We start from the raw sequence: 16,865 nt of genomic DNA, 5'->3' as shown, positions 1-16,865 counted from the left end.
CGGTCAGGACGCGCTGGTGGAGCTCGGAGGGGGAACCGCCGCCGCGCCGGTGCCTATAGGCGCGGTTATGGCTTTGGTGAGCCGTACTAAATCGCGAGGAGCGAGTTCGATGTCCAGCCCGCGCCTGCCGCCCGAAACGAGCATGGTCTCAAGTGACAGAGCGGATTCGTCCACGATAGTGGGCGAGGTTTGTCGTTGCCCCAAGGGAGAGATCCCGCCCAGGACGTATCCCGTCCGTCGCTCGGCGGTCTTGGCTTCAGCCATGGCAGCCTTCTTGGCTCCGAGTGCGGCGGCTGCGGACTTCAAATCAAGGTTTCCGGAGACGGGAACCACGGCGCAGGCCAACCTGCCCTCCGCCTCAATCATCAGCGTCTTAAAAACCCGCGCCGGGTCCATGCCCAAGGCATCTGCCGCTTCAAGGCCGTAACTCGTCGACGCCGGATCATGGACATAAGGGTGGAGAACGAAAGGTACGCCGGCCACAGCTAGAGCCGCTGTGGCCGGCGTACCTTGCGAAACCGTCTTCTTGGCCATGGAGTTCGAGACCTTAGTGTGCTGTTTTGCTTAGCCGCTGAGCCGCCGCAACCTTGCGCTTGATCCGGCCCAGCATTGCCGTCATTCCGCGCATCCGCAGGGGAGTGATGGCGCGGGTCAAGCCCAGCAACTCGGGCATGTCATCCGGTACCGCCAGGATTTCGGCAGCAGTCAGTCCGTCCAGTCCTTCGTGGAGCACGCCTGCGAAACCGCGGGTGGTGGGGGCCTCCTGCGGCGCCTTGAAGAACAGCCGGTAGATGCGTTCCCCCTCGCCGTCGGAGTTCTTCTCCGACTCGATCGTGAGGAACAGCGGAGACTGGCACTCCACAACCTGCTCCAGCAGTTCAGGATGGTCCTTCAGGCGCTCCGGAAGCTCGGGAAGGCCCCGTGAGAACTCAAGAAGGAGTTGCAGGCGGTCAGGCTCCGTCAGTGCCTGGAAGTCATCGACGATCTCCGCCAGCGCGGCGGGCAAAGTGTAGGTACTCATCACTTCCAGCTTACGTTCCTGAACTGTTCGGGCGGTAGCAACGACTATTTCTGGACAACTATTTCCGGACTGTTATTTTCGGACTGTTATTTTCGGACAAGGTCCGCGGGAACCGAACCACGCTCCGCGCCCTTGGCAATGGGTACACGCACTGCATTGCCCCACTCGGTCCAGGATCCGTCATAGTTGCGAACGGTCTCGAAGCCCAGCAGGTACTTCAAGGCAAACCAGGTGTGGCTGGAACGTTCCCCGATGCGGCAGTAGGCCACGACGTCGTCGCCGGTTTTAAGGCCGGCTTCCCCGAGGTAGAGGGCTTCGAGCTCGTCGCGGGTGCGGTAGGTGCCGTCTTCCGCTGCAGCCTTGGCCCAAGGCACCGAAGCGGCCGTGGGAATGTGTCCGCCACGAAGGGCGCCCTCTTCGGGGTATGCGGGCATGTGGGTCCGCTGCCCCGTGTATTCCTCAGGAGAACGCACGTCAATGAGGGGCTTGCCCAGATGTGCCAGGACATCGTCCTTGAAAGCGCGGATAGGCGCATCGTTGCGCTCCACCACGGGGTACTCGCCCACCTCGGGCTGGGAAGAGTCGGTAGTCAGTTCGCGTCCTTCTGCGATCCATTTGTCACGGCCCCCGTCCAGGAGGCGGACGTCTTCGTGGCCGAAGAGCGTGAACACCCAGAGGGCGTAAGCAGCCCACCAGTTGGACTTGTCGCCGTAAATGACCACCGTGGTATCGCGGGAGATGCCCTTGGACGCGGCAAGTGCAGCGAACGCGGAGCCGTCCACATAATCGCGGGTCACTTCGTCGTTCAGGTCGGTGTGCCAGTCGATTTTGACGGCGCCCGGAATGTGCCCGGTCTCGTACAGAAGGACATCCTCATCGGACTCCACGACAACCAGCTTGCCGTCAGCAAGCGCACCGCCCGCCAAGGCTGCCGCGAGCCATTCGGTGGACACAAGACGCTCGGGATTCGCGTAGGACGCAAACTTCTCGTTTTGTTCAACGGGGTAGGGCACAGCAATCGCCTTTCATTGACAACGGACGGAACCAGGCAGAGGAAGATGGTGCTTGTACCGGCCCGGCGTTCTCCAACACTAACCACGGGCGGCGGTGAATGCTTCCCCTCGGTCATACGGTGAAACATGGCCTTGGTCACGTGGCCGTTATCAAGGCGGCCAATGCCGGTATTCTTGCTGGGGACCTAACAGCGAAGGAACTGACCACCGTGGTACAAATCGAACAACTGGCTGCCCGTACTCCGGCGGTCTCCGTGGAGGAACTCCTCAAGGGTTTCTACCCGTCTCCGCGATTCGGAGAGGTATCGTTCGACAGTTACCGCCCGGATCCCGCGCAGCCCAGCCAGGCGAATGCCGTAAAGCTCCTGTCGGCTTTCGCCGACGGCGTCGGGTCCGAGGACAATGGGGGGCTTTTCAAGAAGCTGTTTGCCAAGAAGGCTGCCGCAGCCAGGGCAGGCATTTACTTGGACGGCGGCTTCGGCGTCGGAAAGACCCACCTCCTGGCCTCGCTCTGGCACCGTTCCCCGGGACCGAAAGCATTCGGGACATTCGTCGAATACACCAACCTTGTGGGGGCTCTGTCCTTCCGGAAGACGGTAGAGGCGCTGAGCAGCTACAAGCTGGTGTGCATCGATGAATTCGAACTTGACGATCCCGGCGACACCGTCTTGATGTCCCGCCTCATGCGCGAACTGGCCGACGCCGGTGTGAAGCTCGCGGCCACATCCAACACGCTGCCCGGCTCGCTGGGCGAAGGCCGCTTTGCCGCCGTCGACTTCCAGCGCGAAATCCAGGTCCTCGCCGACCAGTTCGACGTCGTGAGGATCGACGGCGAGGACTTCCGCCACCGCGGCCTGCCAGCAGCTCCTGCCCCGCTTAAGACGGAGGAACTCAAGCACCGCATGAGGGCCGAGTTCGAGGGCAAGACCGTTGCCGTGGACGACTTCCGCACGCTGGTTGACCACCTGGCTGCCGTTCACCCGAGCCGCTATCGCCAGCTCATTTCAGGCGTTGAAGCAGTTGTGTGGCGCGACGTCGAAACCATCACCGACCAGTCTGTTGCCCTTCGCTTCGTGGTGCTGGCAGACCGGCTCTATGACAAAGATGTACCCATCCTGGCCAGCGGCGTGCCGTTCGATCAGCTCTTTACCGAAGAGATGATGACGGGCGGCTACATGAAGAAATACTTCCGGGCAGTTTCGCGGTTGACGGCCTTGGCACGCGAGGCCCAGGACCACGAGCCGGCCTGAGTCAGGCCTTCACCAACGGTTCCCGAACCTTGAGGAGCCACCGGACGAGGATGCCTCCGGCCAGGGCCCAGAAAGCCGCCCCGACGCCGGCAAAGCTGAGCCCGGACGCGGCGAGCAGGAAAGTGATGCAGGCCGGGATCCGCTCCTCGGCGACGGCGAGGGCTGAGGAAACGGACGACGCCAGGGTTCCCAGCAACGCCAGTCCAGCCACCGCTTCGAGGAGCCCTGCCGGCGCGGCTGCCACCAGTGTGACCAGGGCCGCCGATGCGCCTGCCAGGAGCAGGTAGGCGAGGCCTGAAACGAAAGCTGCAATCCAGCGCCGACCATGATCCTTGCCGGCCTCTTCGCCGGCTGCAAGGGCCGCGCTGAGCGCTGCCAGGTTGATGGCGTGGCCGCCAAAGGGTGCGCCGAGCAAGGTACCCGCCCCGGTGACGAGCATTGATGGCCGCCACGGTGTGGTGTAGCCGAACGACTTCAAGACTGCGACGCCCGGGATATTCTGCGAGGCCATCGTCACTATGAACAGGGGTAGCCCCAGCCCGACCGCCGCCTCCAGGGTGAATGAGGGTGTGGTCCATTCGAGGCGGGGGAGCAGACCGTCGCCGGGGATGTGAACGCCGTTAGCGACGATGTGGACGCCGATGACTGCCAGGGCGACGAGCAACGACGCCGGCACCGACCACCTCGGTGCGAATTTCATGAACAGGATCCAGCACAGCAGCACGGGTGCCACGTAGAGTGGCGCCGAGCCCAGCGACCTGAACGGTGCAAGGCACAGTGGCAGCAGGACCCCGGCCAACATGGCCTGCGCCAATGCGGTGGGAATTTTGGTCATGAGGCGGCCGAGGACCGGAAGCAGTCCGGTGAGGATGATCAGAACCCCGACGACGAGGAACGCGCCGACGGCGGCCGGCCAGCGGCCGTCGACCATTCCAGCGGAGGCGAGCAGCGCTGCGCCCGGGGTGGACCATGCCAGCGTGACGGGCATTTTGGAGCTCCACGACAACCAGAGGATACCTAGCCCAAACGTGAGAGTGAGGATCAGGAGGCCACTGGACGCCTGCCCTTGAGTGGCCCCCACGGCCCGTAGGCCTGCCAGGACGACTGCGAAAGAGGAAGTGAAACCCACCAGTGCCGTGACGATCCCTGCCGTTATGGGCGGTCCAAGGGATTCCTTGCCGGCGAGGCTCTGCGTGGTGACGGAAGCGGTGGGAGGCATAGGTACAAATTACCGTGCCCGCGCGTCGGTCCATCGTCCTTAAACGCCAAGGGCACCGGTGGCGCCTCTCGGCGGGACCGGTGCCCCCTTGACGTATCTGGTACGGCGACTCAGGCAGCTATGGCTGCGATGGTCCATCCGCGACGGGAGCCTGTGGCTCGCCATCATTGCTGGCCACGAAGTCGGAAGCGGCATTCTGAACGGAATCGACCTGGCCGGCAAACTTGCCGCCGGTCTTCTGGTCGATAAAGTCCCCGGCCTTCTCGATGCCATTGTGAATGGCTTCTTCGTTGCCCTGAATGAGACCCTGAGCCTTGCCCTTCAGGTCGTCAATTAAACCCACGGGCACCTCCTTTCCTTCGCGGAGCCAGATCGCTCCTCCGCGTCCGACCCTAACACCAGTCAACCTACGTGCCAAGGTCCGGAGAGAGCCTGTGGACAAACTATGCCGAGGGCGTACTGATGTCCGCGTGCCGGGGGCTTGCGGGGTTCATCAACGAATTCCGCCGGCCGTAGGTGAAGTAAATCACCAAGCCGACGATCAGCCACACCACGAACCGGACCCAGGTCTGCCAGTGCAGTTGGGACATCAGGAACGCCGATGCCACGACCCCGAATGCCGGCACCACCGGCATCCACGGCAGACGGAAAGTACGGGGCGCGTCCGGGCGCTTGTAACGGAACACGATCACGGAAATGCACACCACCACGAATGCGGCAAGGATTCCGATGTTGGTCAGGTCTGCGACCTCTTTGATCGGAAACACGCCGGCGAGGATGGCAGATGCAATGCCTGCGATCCAGGTGACGCGCTGCGGAGTGCCGTGGCGATCGGTCTTTGAGAACCATCCGGGCAGGAGTCCATCGCGGCTCATGGAGAACCACACCCGGGTTACGCCCAGCAGGAACGTCAGCATCACGGTAAGGATGGAAAGAACCGCAAACACGGAGATGATCGTTGCAATGACGGGAAGTCCGACGCTGCTGAATGCTGACGCAAAACCCGCCGTCGGATTGATGTCCTTGTAGTTCTGCATGCCGGTGAGTACCAGCGTGGCGGCGACGTAGAGAAGCATGGCGATGATCAAGGACAGGATAATCGCTTTGGGCATGTGCTTCTTGCCGTCGGTGGCTTCTTCCGCCGCGGTGCTCATGGCGTCATACCCGAACACGGCGAAGAAGACCGTTGCGGCACCCGAAAAGACTGGCCCGAAGCCGCTGGGCATAAACGGGTTGAAGTTCTGCGTGTTGATGTAGAAGATCCCCAGCCCGATGATGAACAAGATCAGCACCACCTTGATGGCGACGGCAATCAGTTCAAATCGTCCAAAAGCCTTGGTCCCGCGGCTCAGGATCCAGGTGACCAGCAGGCAGACGAGGATCGCGGGAAGGTTGATGACGCCGCCTGTTCCGGCATCCGCGGTGGACGTCATCCAGGCCGGCATATGGATTCCGATGCCTGAAAGGAACGCGTCGAAGTAGCCGGAGATGCCGATGGCTACTACGGCCACGATCGCGATGTACTCCAGCAGGAGGTCCCATCCGATGAACCAGCCGATGATCTCGCCCAAGGCCACATAGCCATAGGTGTACGCCGAACCTGCGCGCGGAATCATGCCCGCGAATTCCGCGTAAGAGAGTGCGGCAGCACCGGAGGCGAGGCCCGCGACGAGGAAGGAGATAAGTACTGCCGGGCCTACGCCCGGGTTGCTGGCGTCGCCGTGGGCTACCAGCCCAGCCAAGGAAAAGATGCCGACGCCGATAATTCCGCCGACTCCGATGGCGGTCAGTTGCCATAGCCCGAGGCTCTTGAACAGCCCGCTGCTCTTGCTTTCTTCCTCAATCTCGTCAATGGGCTTACGCCTCATGACTGATTGGGAAGCCGTGGTGTTACTCATAGGTACTCCTGCCGGTCGGCGTGAAACGTGGATAAGCTCGAAGTACATTATGCGAGGCCAGTCACATTAGATAAAGCGACTTCTTCCAAGGAGTATCAGTTACATCGTCTAATCAATGCAGTAGGCTGCCCGCATAGGCAGGTTAGCGCCCCCAGGAAACGCAAAAAGCAGCTCCGGGGAGCTGCTTTTTCTCGATGAAGTTATCTTGGAGCGGACGACGAGATTCGAACTCGCGACATCCACCTTGGCAAGGTGGTGCTCTACCAGCTGAGCTACGTCCGCACATGTTGTTTGCCGGCTAACCGGGCACTCAACAACAAACAAGTTTCCTTGTTCTGGTGGGCGATACTGGGATCGAACCAGTGACCTCTTCCGTGTCAGGGAAGCGCGCTACCGCTGCGCCAATCGCCCGTTACCGGGTCCTTAAAAAGGAGAGCGGACGACGAGATTCGAACTCGCGACATCCACCTTGGCAAGGTGGTGCTCTACCAGCTGAGCTACGTCCGCACATGTTGTTTGCCGGCTAACCGGGCACCCAACAACAAACAAGTTTCCTTGTTCTGGTGGGCGATACTGGGATCGAACCAGTGACCTCTTCCGTGTCAGGGAAGCGCGCTACCGCTGCGCCAATCGCCCATTCTTCCGACATGAGCCGGAAGGCATGGATTAACCGAGGTGGGTACGGGATTCGAACCCGTGTAAACGGCTTTGCAGGCCGCTGCCTCGCCTCTCGGCCAACCCACCGTGTAAGCAGATCCCGGAGAATTCGTGCCTTGACAGTGCCTTGCGAGCGGACGACGAGATTCGAACTCGCGACATCCACCTTGGCAAGGTGGTGCTCTACCAGCTGAGCTACGTCCGCAGTGCCGTTGCGGCGGGCAGCCCAGTGGGCATTCCGTCGCTTTCCGACGAGTAAAAACTCTATAGGAGGTTGCATCAAACTCCAAATCGCAAGGGATTTTGGGGTGGACGGAAGTGGCGCGACAGCGGCAAATGGCGCGTATTCACGCGGTTTCCCGCGAGTTTCATCATTGTAATTTCACCGATGTTGTTCAGTGGTGGCGTCCAGTCACCATTGGCTATCTGGGTGGTTTTGCATTCGGGCCTGTGTCCGTTAGTCTTCTGTATGCACCTGAGCCGTGAGGCCGGATGTGCCGAAAGGCTGGTGCACAGGGGCGATTGGCGCAGTGGTAGCGCGCTTCGTTCACACCGAAGAGGTCACTGGTTCGAACCCAGTATCGCCCACCATCGGAGAACCGTCCGGACTGGAACACTTGGTAAGTCAGTCCGGGCGGGTTTTCCTTTTTAACTCCTTTTAGGGCGGCCCTTTCCTTTCAGCCTCAGTACTTTTACGTCACGATGTCCGCATACGCTGCACTTGCTGAGCGTGAGCGAACAAGAAGCCCAAACCGCTGGTCCTGTCCCTGCGTCGTATGCGGTGCCCGCTGACCTCGCCGCCAAGGCCCCCATCCTGGCGGCAAAACTCGAAAACCTGCCGGCCGAACAACTACTCATGCTCTTCCCGCCGGAGAATTCTGTCGGTGCCATGTGACACAGTCTTTGTATGACTGCTCCACTGCTTGCCCACGCTACTGACTACGGACGAATGTACGCCCGCTCCACCACGGAGCAATTCTCGGTCCCTTCCATCACCACCGTCATAGGACAACAAGCCCACGCGCTTGACGGGTGGTTCAGTTACATGGGTGCGAGCAGTCTTGCGGCCGATCCCGAACTCCCGGCGCTTCTTGGCAGCCCTGCCAGGATCCGCCAGGCCGTCAACAAAGCAGCGAAGGCTGCGGAGGCATACCGTGACCAGGCTGCTGCGCGGGGAGACCGCGTCCACACCTACTGCGAGCAAGTAGCACTGAGGGCCCTTGGCCTTCCCCACCGGATGCAGGAGTGCCGGGAAGAACTGGCTGCACACGGAGAGCAAGCCTTCGCCGCAAGGTTTGATGAATGGTGGGAGCTTTACCGGGTGGAACCGCTGGCACCGGAAATAACCGTATGGAATAAGACAGTTGGCTACGCAGGCACGCTGGACCTCGTGGCAAGGATCAACGGCCGGATCTGCCTGATCGATTACAAGACCAAGGGAACAACGCGTGACGGCACCGTGAAGGCCTTGGACGACAAAGTCGTCATGCAGCTTGTCGCCGGGATGAAGGCGGAGGAGAGCTTGGTTGACCCCATTGCCGGCCAGTGGGAGCCCTGGGCGTATGGGGATAATCCCATGCTGCTTGCCGTTGCCATCGGGGAAACGGAGGTCCGGCCCCAACGTGCAAACCCGGAGATCCTCAAGCATCACTGGTGGAAGTTCTGCGCCCTCCGTCGCGTCTGGGAAATGAATGCGGATGTGGTGGCCGCTGGGCAGGCACTGCTGCCGGTCGCGCCGCCGGTCTACTCTGCGGCTAATCCGGCACCCGTGGACAGCACCCGCCTCGTGTCCTCCACTAAACTGGCTTAGGCTCCGCAAGACCCGCGGCCTGCTTTGACGATCGTGAGGACTGACAGTACATGGCAATTTTGAGTATCAGAATCATTGGGGATCCGGTGTTGCGCACCGTGGCCGATCCCGTCACTGATTTCGGTCCCGAGCTTGCCAAGCTGGTATCAGACATGACAGAAACCATGGAGGACGTGGACGGCGCAGGCCTGGCCGCTCCCCAAGTCGGGGTGAGCAAGCGCGTCTTCACCTACCGGATCGGTGGAGTGGAGGGGCACATCATCAACCCCGTGCTCGAAAACAGCGAGGATTTCCAGCCCGACCAGGTTGAAGGTTGCCTCTCGATCCCCGGACTGGGATTCCCTGTCCGCCGATACCGGAGAACCCGGGTAACCGGGGTGGACCTGCACGGCGATCCGGTCTCGGTGGAGGCTGAAGGGATGCTCGCACGCTGTTTCCAGCACGAGACAGACCACCTGGACGGAATCTTGTACACGGATCGGTTGGAGGGGGAGGACCGAAAGACCGCCCTGCGCGCCATCCGCCACGCAAATTATCACGCCATCACCGAGCAGACGACCACCAAGCGGGCCGGTACCGTGGGCTCCAGCTTCGGTGGCGGCAGCTTCGGGGTTCCCGAGTGAGGGTACTTTTTGCCGGGACTCCCGCCGTCGCGGTGCCGTCGCTGAACGCACTGCTGAAGGCAGGGTTCGACGTCGTAGCTGTCCTCACCCGACCGGACGCGCCCGTGGGGCGCAAGCGGATCATGACGCCCTCTCCTGTGGCAGCGCGCGCAGAGGAACTCGGCATTGAGGTCATCCGCGCAGTAAAGGTGGATGCAGAGACCACCAAACGCATCTCAGAGATTGCCCCGGACGTCGCGGCCATTGTTGCCTACGGCGGAATTGTTCCCCCGGCCGCGTTGGCAATACCTCGGCACGGTTGGGTCAACCTGCATTTCTCCCTCCTTCCGGCATGGCGCGGCGCCGCGCCTGTGCAGCGTTCCATCATTGCCGGCGACGACGTCACCGGCGCGGCAACGTTCCAACTCGAAAAAGGCCTTGATACGGGGCCTGTCTTTGGCACCCTCACCGAAACGGTGCACCCGGAGGACACCGCCGGGCAGCTTCTCGAACGGCTTTCGGACAGCGGCGCAGTCCTTCTGAGCCAGACGCTCTCCGCGATCGATGCTGGACGAGCCGTTGCCCAACCGCAAGCGGGGGAGGTGTCCTTGGCTCCCAAACTGACGCTGGAGGACGGGCGCTTGGACTGGCAGCAGCCTGCCCTGGCACTGAATCGACGAGCTCGGGGCGTTACCCCGGAGCCTGGAGCTTGGACCACCTTGGAAGGCCAAAGGGTCAAACTTGAACCAGTTCGGCTAAGGCCCGACGTCAAGAACCTTGCACCGGGAGCCATCAAGGTGGACGCAGGCGCCGTCCTGGTGGGCACTGGATCCCATGCAGTAGAGCTGGGCCGGATTCAGCCGGCCGGTAAGAAAATGATGTCGTCGGCCGACTGGGCCCGTGGCTTGGCAGCACCCGAGAGAGTGGTATTCGAATGAACGAGTCCGGCCGTCGTGGGCCCAGCAGCAGTGGCAACCGGGACGAACGTGGCAACCGGGATGCCGCTGGCAACAGCAGGCGGAACGCCCAAGGCCGGGAGCGTAATAGGGGCCCGCAGCGTGGCTTCTCGAACAACGCCCCGTCCCAGCGCACGCGTAGGGCAGATCCGGCCCGCCTGGTGGCTTTCGAAGTCCTCCGTGCCGTGGCCTCCGAGGACGCCTATGCAAACCTTGTCCTTCCCGCCCGGATCCGCGAGCACCGCCTCGACCGCCGGGATGCGGGATTTGCTACGGAGCTAAGCTATGGCGCCCTGCGGGGGCAGGGTACGTACGATGCCATCCTGGCCCGCTGCGTTGACCGGCCGCTTGACCAGTTGGACCCCGCAGTTCTGGATGCGCTGCGGATCGGTGTCCACCAGATTCTCTCCATGCGGGTCCCGGCCCACGCCGCCTTGGACCAAACTGTTGGGTTGGCGCGCGCAGTTATCGGAGCAGGCCCGTCCGCGCTCATTAATGCTGTCCTCCGTAAAGTCACGGCCCACACGTTCGACGAATGGCTCGGCATCCTGCTCCACGATGAAACGGATGAGACCAAAATCGCGGCCCTGCGCCATGCGCACCCCGAATGGATCGTTCGGGCCTTGCGCCAATCGTTGGTCAACCATGGACGTCCTAAAGCCGAGATTGACTCCTTGCTGGAAGCGGATAACGCTGCGCCCGTGGTAAACCTCGTGGCGTTGCCCGGGCTGGGCGACCTTGAGGAAGCCTTTGAGAACGGCGCCACGCCCGGCGAGCTCGTGGAAGATTCGGCCCTCTCGGCCGGCGGTGACTTGGGCCGCTTCGAGTCGGTCCGGCGCGGGACCACGCGCGTTCAGGACGTCGGATCACAACTCGTGGCGCGCGCCTTGGCTGGCATCAGCCTCGAGGGTGCCACGCAGGGCGGGGAACGGTGGCTGGACTTGTGTGCGGGGCCTGGCGGGAAGGCGGCGCTCCTTGCAGCGTTAGCGTACCGCGAGGGCGCGACGCTCTTGGCGAACGAACCTGCGCCGCATCGAGCAAAACTGGTTCGACAAGCACTCTCGGCTGTGCCGGAGGAGGCATGGGCGGTGCGGACCGGTGACGGGCGGCAGGTCGGCGTCGAGCAGCCGGAATCCTTCGACCGCGTGCTGGTGGACGTACCCTGCAGCGGCCTCGGCGCCCTGCGTCGGCGCCCGGAGTCGAGGTGGCGCCGGACGCCGAAGGACATTGCCGACCTCGGCCCATTGCAGCGTGAACTGTTGAACTCCGCTGTTGACGCCGTCAAGCCCGGCGGGGTGGTTGCCTACGTGACGTGCTCTCCGCACCCGGCTGAAACAACCACCGTGGTGGGCGACGTCCTCGCGAAGCGGTCGGACCTGGAACTGTTGGATGCAGGACAAGCACTTGACCATGTCAGCCTCACAGCTAACTTGGGGGCCGGCCACGAGCTCATGGCCCAACTGTGGCCCCATGTGCACCAAACCGATGCAATGTTCATGGCAATCATCCGAAAGAAGTCCTAACCGCAGAACGCCTTCTGCGGGGCCCGCGGCGCGGGCCGCGGCCGCCGTCGCTCCAGAAACCATTTACCTGAAGGGCCTCCCTTGTCCCAGTGCTGTATCAACCCGAGCATCCTGTCCGCGGACTTCGTCAACCTTGAGTCGGAACTGCAGCGGATCAGCAATGCCGATGCTGTCCACGTGGACGTCATGGACAACCATTTCGTGCCCAACCTGACCCTCGGCCTCCCGGTGGTTCAGCGGATACAAGCGGTCAGCCCGGTTCCGCTGGATGCCCACCTCATGATTTCCGACGCCGACCGCTGGGCGCCTGCCTACGCCGACGCCGGTGTCGCTTCCGTCACCTTCCATGCGGAAGCGGCCATGGCACCGGTCAAGTTGGCCCGTGAGCTTCGGGCCCGTGGGTCCAAGGCGGGGATGGCGCTGCGGCCGGCCACTGCCGTGGAGCCGTACCTGGACATGCTCGGTGAGCTGGACATGCTGCTCATCATGACTGTTGAACCCGGTTTTGGCGGCCAGTCATTCCTCGACCTGACCTTGCCCAAGATCCGGCGTGCACGCGCTGCGGTTGAGGGCTCGGGGATTGGCGTGGCCATACAGGTCGATGGCGGCATCACGGAGGAGACCATCACCCGCGCCGCCGAGGCGGGCGCCAATGTATTTGTTGCGGGCTCGGCCGTCTACGGGCACCAGGACCCGGCGATGGCGATCGAGCGGCTCCGCGCAGCAGGGCAAGCTGCCATCGCGCAAAGCGCCTGACCGGCGTCGCCACACATGTTACGCAGATCGCCGGGAATAGCCTGGCCGCGTTGGCAGTTGTGGCAGAATAGCAAAACACATACGTGCTCCGGGGTCGGTGTAAGTCCGAACCGGCGGTTATAGTCCGCGACCCGCGAGCCATCGGATTCCAAGTCATTGGAAGCCGATGGCGGACGGTTGAACCGGTGGAATTCCGGTACCGACAGTTAAAGTCTGGATGGGAGAAGCACGTACAGCCATGCTGTGGGCGCCCGTTGCGGTCGCTCCCGCAGTGCGCTGTCGTACACCCCCGGAGTCATCGCGGCTTACTGGGAAGGAACGGCATGGATTTTCTGCGATGGCTCTTCGAAGCACAGATTCCCATTGGCGGATCTGCGCTTGTTTTACGCGAAGTGCTTGGAAACATTTTTGGGCTCCTCAGCGCCCTTGGCGGTATGCGCCGTAAAGTCTGGGCTTGGCCGCTTGGCATTATTGGCAACGGCCTCCTGCTCACCGTGTTTCTCGGAAACGTCTTTGGTGCTGCCACGCCAGCGACCCTGTGGGGCCAAGCTGCCCGGCAGGTCATGTTCATCGGGGTTGCCGGATACGGCTGGTACCGCTGGCGCCAAGCACGCATCTCCGGCTCCCAAGGGCAAGCAATCGTCCCCGGTTGGGCGGGTAACAACGTCCGCATCGCCTTGGCCGGTGCCATGATCGCAGGCACGGCCGCGCTGACCCCGCTGTTCGGCGCCCTCGGTTCATACCCGCCAGTCTGGGCAGATGCGTGGACCTTCATGGGTTCCCTGCTTGCCACCTACGGAATGGCCCGTGGATGGACTGAGTTCTGGCTCATCTGGGTTGCCGTCGACATTGTCGGGGTTCCCTTGCTGTTCAGCGCCGGCTACTACGCCAGCGCCGTCATGTATCTGTTCTACGGGTTCTTCACCCTCGCCGGGTTCTTTGTTTGGTGGCGGGCCGACAAACGCGAACACCGCTCTACCGGTGCCGCAGCGGTGACTGTCGGAGCCGCCCTATGAATGCTGCCGACACCACATACACCTCCGCCGAGCGTGCTGCCATGGGTTCAGCCCTGGCCGCGGCCTTGCGCGGACCGCGCGGTGCAAACCCCCTGGTGGGCGCAGTGATTTTGAGCCCCAGCGGAGAGCCATTGGCTTCCGGATACCATAGGGGCGCGGGTACGGCCCACGCCGAGGCTGACGCCATTTTTGAGGCAGCACGGCAAGGCATCGACGTCAGGGGAACCACCATGGTGGTCACCCTTGAGCCCTGTAACCACGTGGGCCGGACGAATCCTTGCGCGCAGGCCATCATCGGTGCCGGAATCGCCCGGGTTGTCTACGCCGTCGACGATCCCCACGACCCGGCCGCCGGTGGAGCGCGCACTCTGCGCGCCGCCGGAATCGACGTCCGATCCGGGCTGGAAGCGATTGAGTCCACGAACCTCAATCGCGAGTGGTTCGACGCCGTGGCCGCTAAGCGCCCGTTCGTCACCCTGCACATTGCCCAGACGTTGGACAGCCGCATAGCCGCCGTCGATGGCACCAGCCAGTGGATCTCCAGCCCGGAGTCACTGGCCGATAATCATGGGTTGCGAGGCCTGATCGACGCGATCCTGGTGGGGACCGGGACGGTCCTTGCGGACAACCCCAGGCTTACCGCGCGCGAACCTGACGGCGGCCTGTCCGCCCGCCAGCCACTGCGCGCTGTGATGGGCTTGCGGGACGTTCCCCCGGATGCGGCCGTGCGCGGCGACGACGGCCGTTTCCGCCACCTGCCAACCAGGGATCCGGCGGAGGCGCTCAGCACCCTCTTCGCCGACGGCGTACGCCACGTCATGGTGGAAGGCGGCTCAAGTATCCTGAGTACTTTCCTGGCCGCAGGGCTGGTGGACGAGTTGATCGTCTACTTGGCTCCCACACTGCTGGGCTCCGGGACTCCTGCCCTGAACGACCTCGGCATCTCCACGCTTGCTGATGCGCAGCACTGGTCCTGGGACGAAGCAGGAGGCGGATCCGTCCGCACGCTGGGAAACGACCTTCGGCTCCATCTTCGGCCCAACCACAGGGCCGCCACCCCACCAAAGAATTCCGTTCCGGGCATTGAAGCTGCGGAACCAGTCACAGGAGGACACTGATGTTTACGGGAATTGTTGCCGAACAGGGCACCGTTGTGGGCATTGAGCACGACGGCGAGGCCAGCGCCACCTTGCGCCTGAAGGCGCCCACAACCACGGACGGTCTCGGCTTGGGTGGGTCCATCGCCGTCAACGGTGTGTGCCTCACGGCGACGAAGATAGACGGGCAGGACTTCAGCGTCGATGTCATGGGTGAGACGCTCGTGCGGACCACCATCGGTGAACTCGCGCCAGGTGACAGCGTGAACCTGGAACGCTGCGTCCAGGCGGGCGGACGCCTGGATGGCCATGTGGTGCAAGGCCACGTCGACGGTGTCGGGCAGCTTGTGGAACGTGAGGCACTGGGGAACTGGGATCGCCTACGGTTCGCCGTGCCACCCAACCTTGCCCGGTACATCGCCGAGAAGGGATCGATCGCCGTCGACGGTGTATCCCTGACCGTTACCGCCGTCAGCGCAGCAGCCGAGCCTGACCCGTGGTTTGAAGTTGGACTGATTCCCACCACACTCGAGGAAACGGGCTTGGGCGCCAAGACGGTAGGAGGGCGTGTGAACCTCGAGGTTGACGTGCTCGCCAAGTACACCGAGAGGCTCTTGTCTTTTGCTCCGCAGGGAGACGTTCGATGAGCGCCGTCACCACGCCGAGTGCGCTGGGTGCGCAGCGTCCCGGGCTCGACCCCGTGGAAGACGCGTTGGCGGCCATGGCTGCGGGCCGGCCCGTCATCGTTGTGGATAACGAAGACCGGGAGAACGAGGGCGACATCATCTTCGCCGCCGAACATGCCACGCCTGCCCTCATGGGGTGGACAATCCGCCACTCCTCCGGTGTGATCTGCGTCCCGCTGTCAGGCGACCGGGCGGACGCCTTGGACCTGCCGCCCATGGTGGCCGTGAACCAGGACGCCAAGGGAACCGCCTACACAGTCTCTTGTGATGCTGCGGACGGCGTGAGCACCGGAATTTCGGCCACGGACCGGGCCCTGACGGCGAGGATTCTGGCAGATCCGGACAGCAGTCCTGCATCAATTACCCGTCCCGGGCATATTTTCCCGCTCCGAGCCGTTAATGGTGGAGTGCGTGAACGTCCAGGACACACGGAAGCTGCCGTGGACTTGTGTCGTCTTGCCGGGCTTGCTCCGGTGGGTGTGATCGCTGAGTTGGTACATGATGACGGTGAAATGATGCGCTTGGACAGCCTGCGTGCCTTTGCCGCCGAACACGACTGCCCCCTCATCTCCATCGAGGACCTGGTGTCGTACGTTGAGGCGGTAGAGTCCCAGACGGCACATCTTTCACGGGCAGACGAGGAGAAGCGATGACCGCAACCACAGCACGCAGCAGCGACCACACGGACCCTGCACCCCAGGCCGTAAGCGGCGGGCCCGTCGTTCAGTTGCCCACGGCGTTCGGCAACTTCGTGGCGCAGGCATGGACGGATCATGAGACGGGCCACGAGCACTTGGCAGTGAGCTCGCCGAATCCGCCCAAGGGTGGCAAAGCCCCCTTGGTAAGGCTGCATTCGGAGTGCCTGACAGGTGATGTCTTCGGCTCCTACCGCTGCGACTGCGGCGAGCAATTGGCCTTTGCCTTGGAACTGATCCACGCCGAGGGCGGCACCTTGCTGTACCTCCGCGGGCAGGAAGGGCGGGGCATTGGCCTCGCCAACAAAATCAAGGCGTACGCGCTGCAGGAGGCCGGCTTCGATACCGTCGAGGCCAACGAGCAACTGGGCCTCCCCGTCGATGCGCGCTCGTACACCGCGGCCGCGCAGATCCTTGCGGAGATGGGCCTGCACGAGGTCCGGCTGCTGAGTAACAACCCGGACAAGCAGGACCGCTTGGCCCAAGCCGGGGTCACGGTTGTGGAGATGGTTCCCACCGAGGTTCCTTCCCGCGAACAGAATTTGCGTTACCTCCAAACCAAGAAGGACCGCATGGACCACCTGCTGACCTTGGACACCGCTCCGGTCGGCAACGGCAAGGCGCCGGCTGTCCGCCCCTTCGATACCCAACACGACTGAACGGATC

General features: G+C 62.9%; 18 protein-coding genes, 7 tRNA genes and 1 riboswitch. Of the genes, 13 read left to right on the top strand and 12 right to left on the bottom strand.

Annotated elements, in window-relative coordinates; translation table 11 throughout:
• Window positions 1-3: 3 nt before the first annotated feature.
• The 3 genes from ybaK to SB659_RS07360 all read right to left on the bottom strand — a co-directional run bounded on the left by ybaK (window position 4) and on the right by SB659_RS07360 (window position 2,034).
• Window positions 4-534, bottom strand: a complete 531-nt coding sequence (gene ybaK, locus SB659_RS07370; protein ID WP_410549987.1) for a Cys-tRNA(Pro) deacylase — start codon at window positions 532-534, stop codon at window positions 4-6.
• Window positions 535-547: 13 nt separating this feature from the next.
• Complete coding sequence (locus tag SB659_RS07365; protein ID WP_284979621.1) at window positions 548-1,021, bottom strand: SufE family protein; 474 nt, start codon at window positions 1,019-1,021, stop codon at window positions 548-550.
• Between the two features lie 86 nt (window positions 1,022-1,107).
• Window positions 1,108-2,034, bottom strand: a complete 927-nt coding sequence (locus SB659_RS07360) for a sulfurtransferase (RefSeq protein ID WP_284979622.1) — start codon at window positions 2,032-2,034, stop codon at window positions 1,108-1,110.
• Between the two features lie 209 nt (window positions 2,035-2,243).
• Between SB659_RS07360 and zapE the strand changes: the two genes are divergently transcribed.
• Window positions 2,244-3,284, top strand: a complete 1,041-nt coding sequence (gene zapE / locus SB659_RS07355) for a cell division protein ZapE (protein ID WP_284979630.1) — start codon at window positions 2,244-2,246, stop codon at window positions 3,282-3,284.
• A gap of 1 nt (window position 3,285) precedes the next feature.
• Here zapE and SB659_RS07350 read toward each other — a convergent pair whose 3' ends face one another.
• The 9 genes from SB659_RS07350 to SB659_RS07310 form a co-directional block, all read right to left on the bottom strand.
• Entirely contained in the window at window positions 3,286-4,503 is a 1,218-nt protein-coding gene (locus SB659_RS07350; protein WP_284979623.1) for a benzoate/H(+) symporter BenE family transporter, read from the bottom strand.
• Between the two features lie 118 nt (window positions 4,504-4,621).
• Entirely contained in the window at window positions 4,622-4,852 is a 231-nt protein-coding gene (locus SB659_RS07345) for an antitoxin (RefSeq protein ID WP_284976022.1), read from the bottom strand.
• Between the two features lie 94 nt (window positions 4,853-4,946).
• Window positions 4,947-6,401, bottom strand: coding sequence for an amino acid permease (locus SB659_RS07340; RefSeq protein WP_284979624.1), 1,455 nt, complete (start codon window positions 6,399-6,401; stop codon window positions 4,947-4,949).
• A 206-nt stretch (window positions 6,402-6,607) separates the two neighbouring features.
• A tRNA-Gly gene (locus SB659_RS07335) sits at window positions 6,608-6,683 on the bottom strand.
• A gap of 54 nt (window positions 6,684-6,737) precedes the next feature.
• A tRNA-Val gene (locus SB659_RS07330) sits at window positions 6,738-6,812 on the bottom strand.
• A 23-nt stretch (window positions 6,813-6,835) separates the two neighbouring features.
• Window positions 6,836-6,908 (bottom strand) — tRNA-Gly (locus tag SB659_RS07325).
• A 54-nt stretch (window positions 6,909-6,962) separates the two neighbouring features.
• Window positions 6,963-7,037, bottom strand: a tRNA-Val gene (locus SB659_RS07320).
• A gap of 37 nt (window positions 7,038-7,074) precedes the next feature.
• Window positions 7,075-7,145 (bottom strand) — tRNA-Cys (locus SB659_RS07315).
• Between the two features lie 45 nt (window positions 7,146-7,190).
• A tRNA-Gly gene (locus SB659_RS07310) sits at window positions 7,191-7,263 on the bottom strand.
• A gap of 311 nt (window positions 7,264-7,574) precedes the next feature.
• On the opposite strand from SB659_RS07310, the gene SB659_RS07305 reads away from it, so the two are divergent.
• The 12 genes from SB659_RS07305 (at window position 7,575) to ribA (ending at window position 16,858) form a co-directional block, all read left to right on the top strand.
• Window positions 7,575-7,649: transfer RNA gene (locus SB659_RS07305), tRNA-Val, on the top strand.
• A 139-nt stretch (window positions 7,650-7,788) separates the two neighbouring features.
• Window positions 7,789-7,953 carry a hypothetical protein gene (locus SB659_RS07300; protein WP_284980313.1) on the top strand — a complete coding sequence of 55 codons (165 nt, stop codon included), beginning with the start codon at window positions 7,789-7,791 and terminating at the stop codon, window positions 7,951-7,953.
• A gap of 12 nt (window positions 7,954-7,965) precedes the next feature.
• A complete protein-coding gene (locus SB659_RS07295) occupies window positions 7,966-8,868 on the top strand; it encodes a cytochrome (protein ID WP_410549986.1) in 903 nt (300 codons plus the stop codon).
• Window positions 8,869-8,918: 50 nt separating this feature from the next.
• Complete coding sequence (gene def / locus SB659_RS07290) at window positions 8,919-9,491, top strand: peptide deformylase (protein ID WP_410549985.1); 573 nt, start codon at window positions 8,919-8,921, stop codon at window positions 9,489-9,491.
• Window positions 9,488-10,408, top strand: coding sequence for a methionyl-tRNA formyltransferase (gene fmt / locus SB659_RS07285; protein ID WP_410549984.1), 921 nt, complete (start codon window positions 9,488-9,490; stop codon window positions 10,406-10,408). The genes def and fmt overlap by 4 nt, the downstream gene beginning before the upstream one ends.
• Window positions 10,405-11,949: an RsmB/NOP family class I SAM-dependent RNA methyltransferase gene (locus SB659_RS07280; protein ID WP_410549983.1), complete on the top strand. Its 1,545-nt coding sequence runs from the start codon at window positions 10,405-10,407 to the stop codon at window positions 11,947-11,949. The genes fmt and SB659_RS07280 overlap by 4 nt, the downstream gene beginning before the upstream one ends.
• An 81-nt stretch (window positions 11,950-12,030) precedes the next feature.
• Window positions 12,031-12,705: a ribulose-phosphate 3-epimerase gene (rpe, locus tag SB659_RS07275; RefSeq protein ID WP_284980318.1), complete on the top strand. Its 675-nt coding sequence runs from the start codon at window positions 12,031-12,033 to the stop codon at window positions 12,703-12,705.
• Window positions 12,706-12,784: 79 nt separating this feature from the next.
• A riboswitch (FMN riboswitch) is annotated at window positions 12,785-12,939 on the top strand.
• Window positions 12,940-13,028: 89 nt separating this feature from the next.
• Window positions 13,029-13,721, top strand: a complete 693-nt coding sequence (pnuC, locus tag SB659_RS07270; RefSeq protein WP_410549982.1) for a nicotinamide riboside transporter PnuC — start codon at window positions 13,029-13,031, stop codon at window positions 13,719-13,721.
• Complete coding sequence (ribD, locus tag SB659_RS07265; protein ID WP_410549981.1) at window positions 13,718-14,839, top strand: bifunctional diaminohydroxyphosphoribosylaminopyrimidine deaminase/5-amino-6-(5-phosphoribosylamino)uracil reductase RibD; 1,122 nt, start codon at window positions 13,718-13,720, stop codon at window positions 14,837-14,839. Before pnuC ends, ribD begins: the two co-directional genes overlap by 4 nt.
• Window positions 14,839-15,465 carry a riboflavin synthase gene (locus tag SB659_RS07260; RefSeq protein ID WP_284980321.1) on the top strand — a complete coding sequence of 209 codons (627 nt, stop codon included), beginning with the start codon at window positions 14,839-14,841 and terminating at the stop codon, window positions 15,463-15,465. Before ribD ends, SB659_RS07260 begins: the two co-directional genes overlap by 1 nt.
• Window positions 15,462-16,157, top strand: coding sequence for a 3,4-dihydroxy-2-butanone-4-phosphate synthase (gene ribB / locus SB659_RS07255; protein ID WP_410549980.1), 696 nt, complete (start codon window positions 15,462-15,464; stop codon window positions 16,155-16,157). The genes SB659_RS07260 and ribB overlap by 4 nt, the downstream gene beginning before the upstream one ends.
• Window positions 16,154-16,858, top strand: coding sequence for a GTP cyclohydrolase II (gene ribA, locus SB659_RS07250; protein WP_284977339.1), 705 nt, complete (start codon window positions 16,154-16,156; stop codon window positions 16,856-16,858). Before ribB ends, ribA begins: the two co-directional genes overlap by 4 nt.
• The last annotated feature ends 7 nt before the right edge of the window (window positions 16,859-16,865 follow it).

The sequence above is a fragment of the Arthrobacter sp. SIMBA_036 genome, assembly GCF_046535135.1.
In the GTDB taxonomy this organism is placed as follows: domain Bacteria; phylum Actinomycetota; class Actinomycetes; order Actinomycetales; family Micrococcaceae; genus Arthrobacter.
This window is presented reverse-complemented; position numbering and strand designations above follow the sequence as displayed.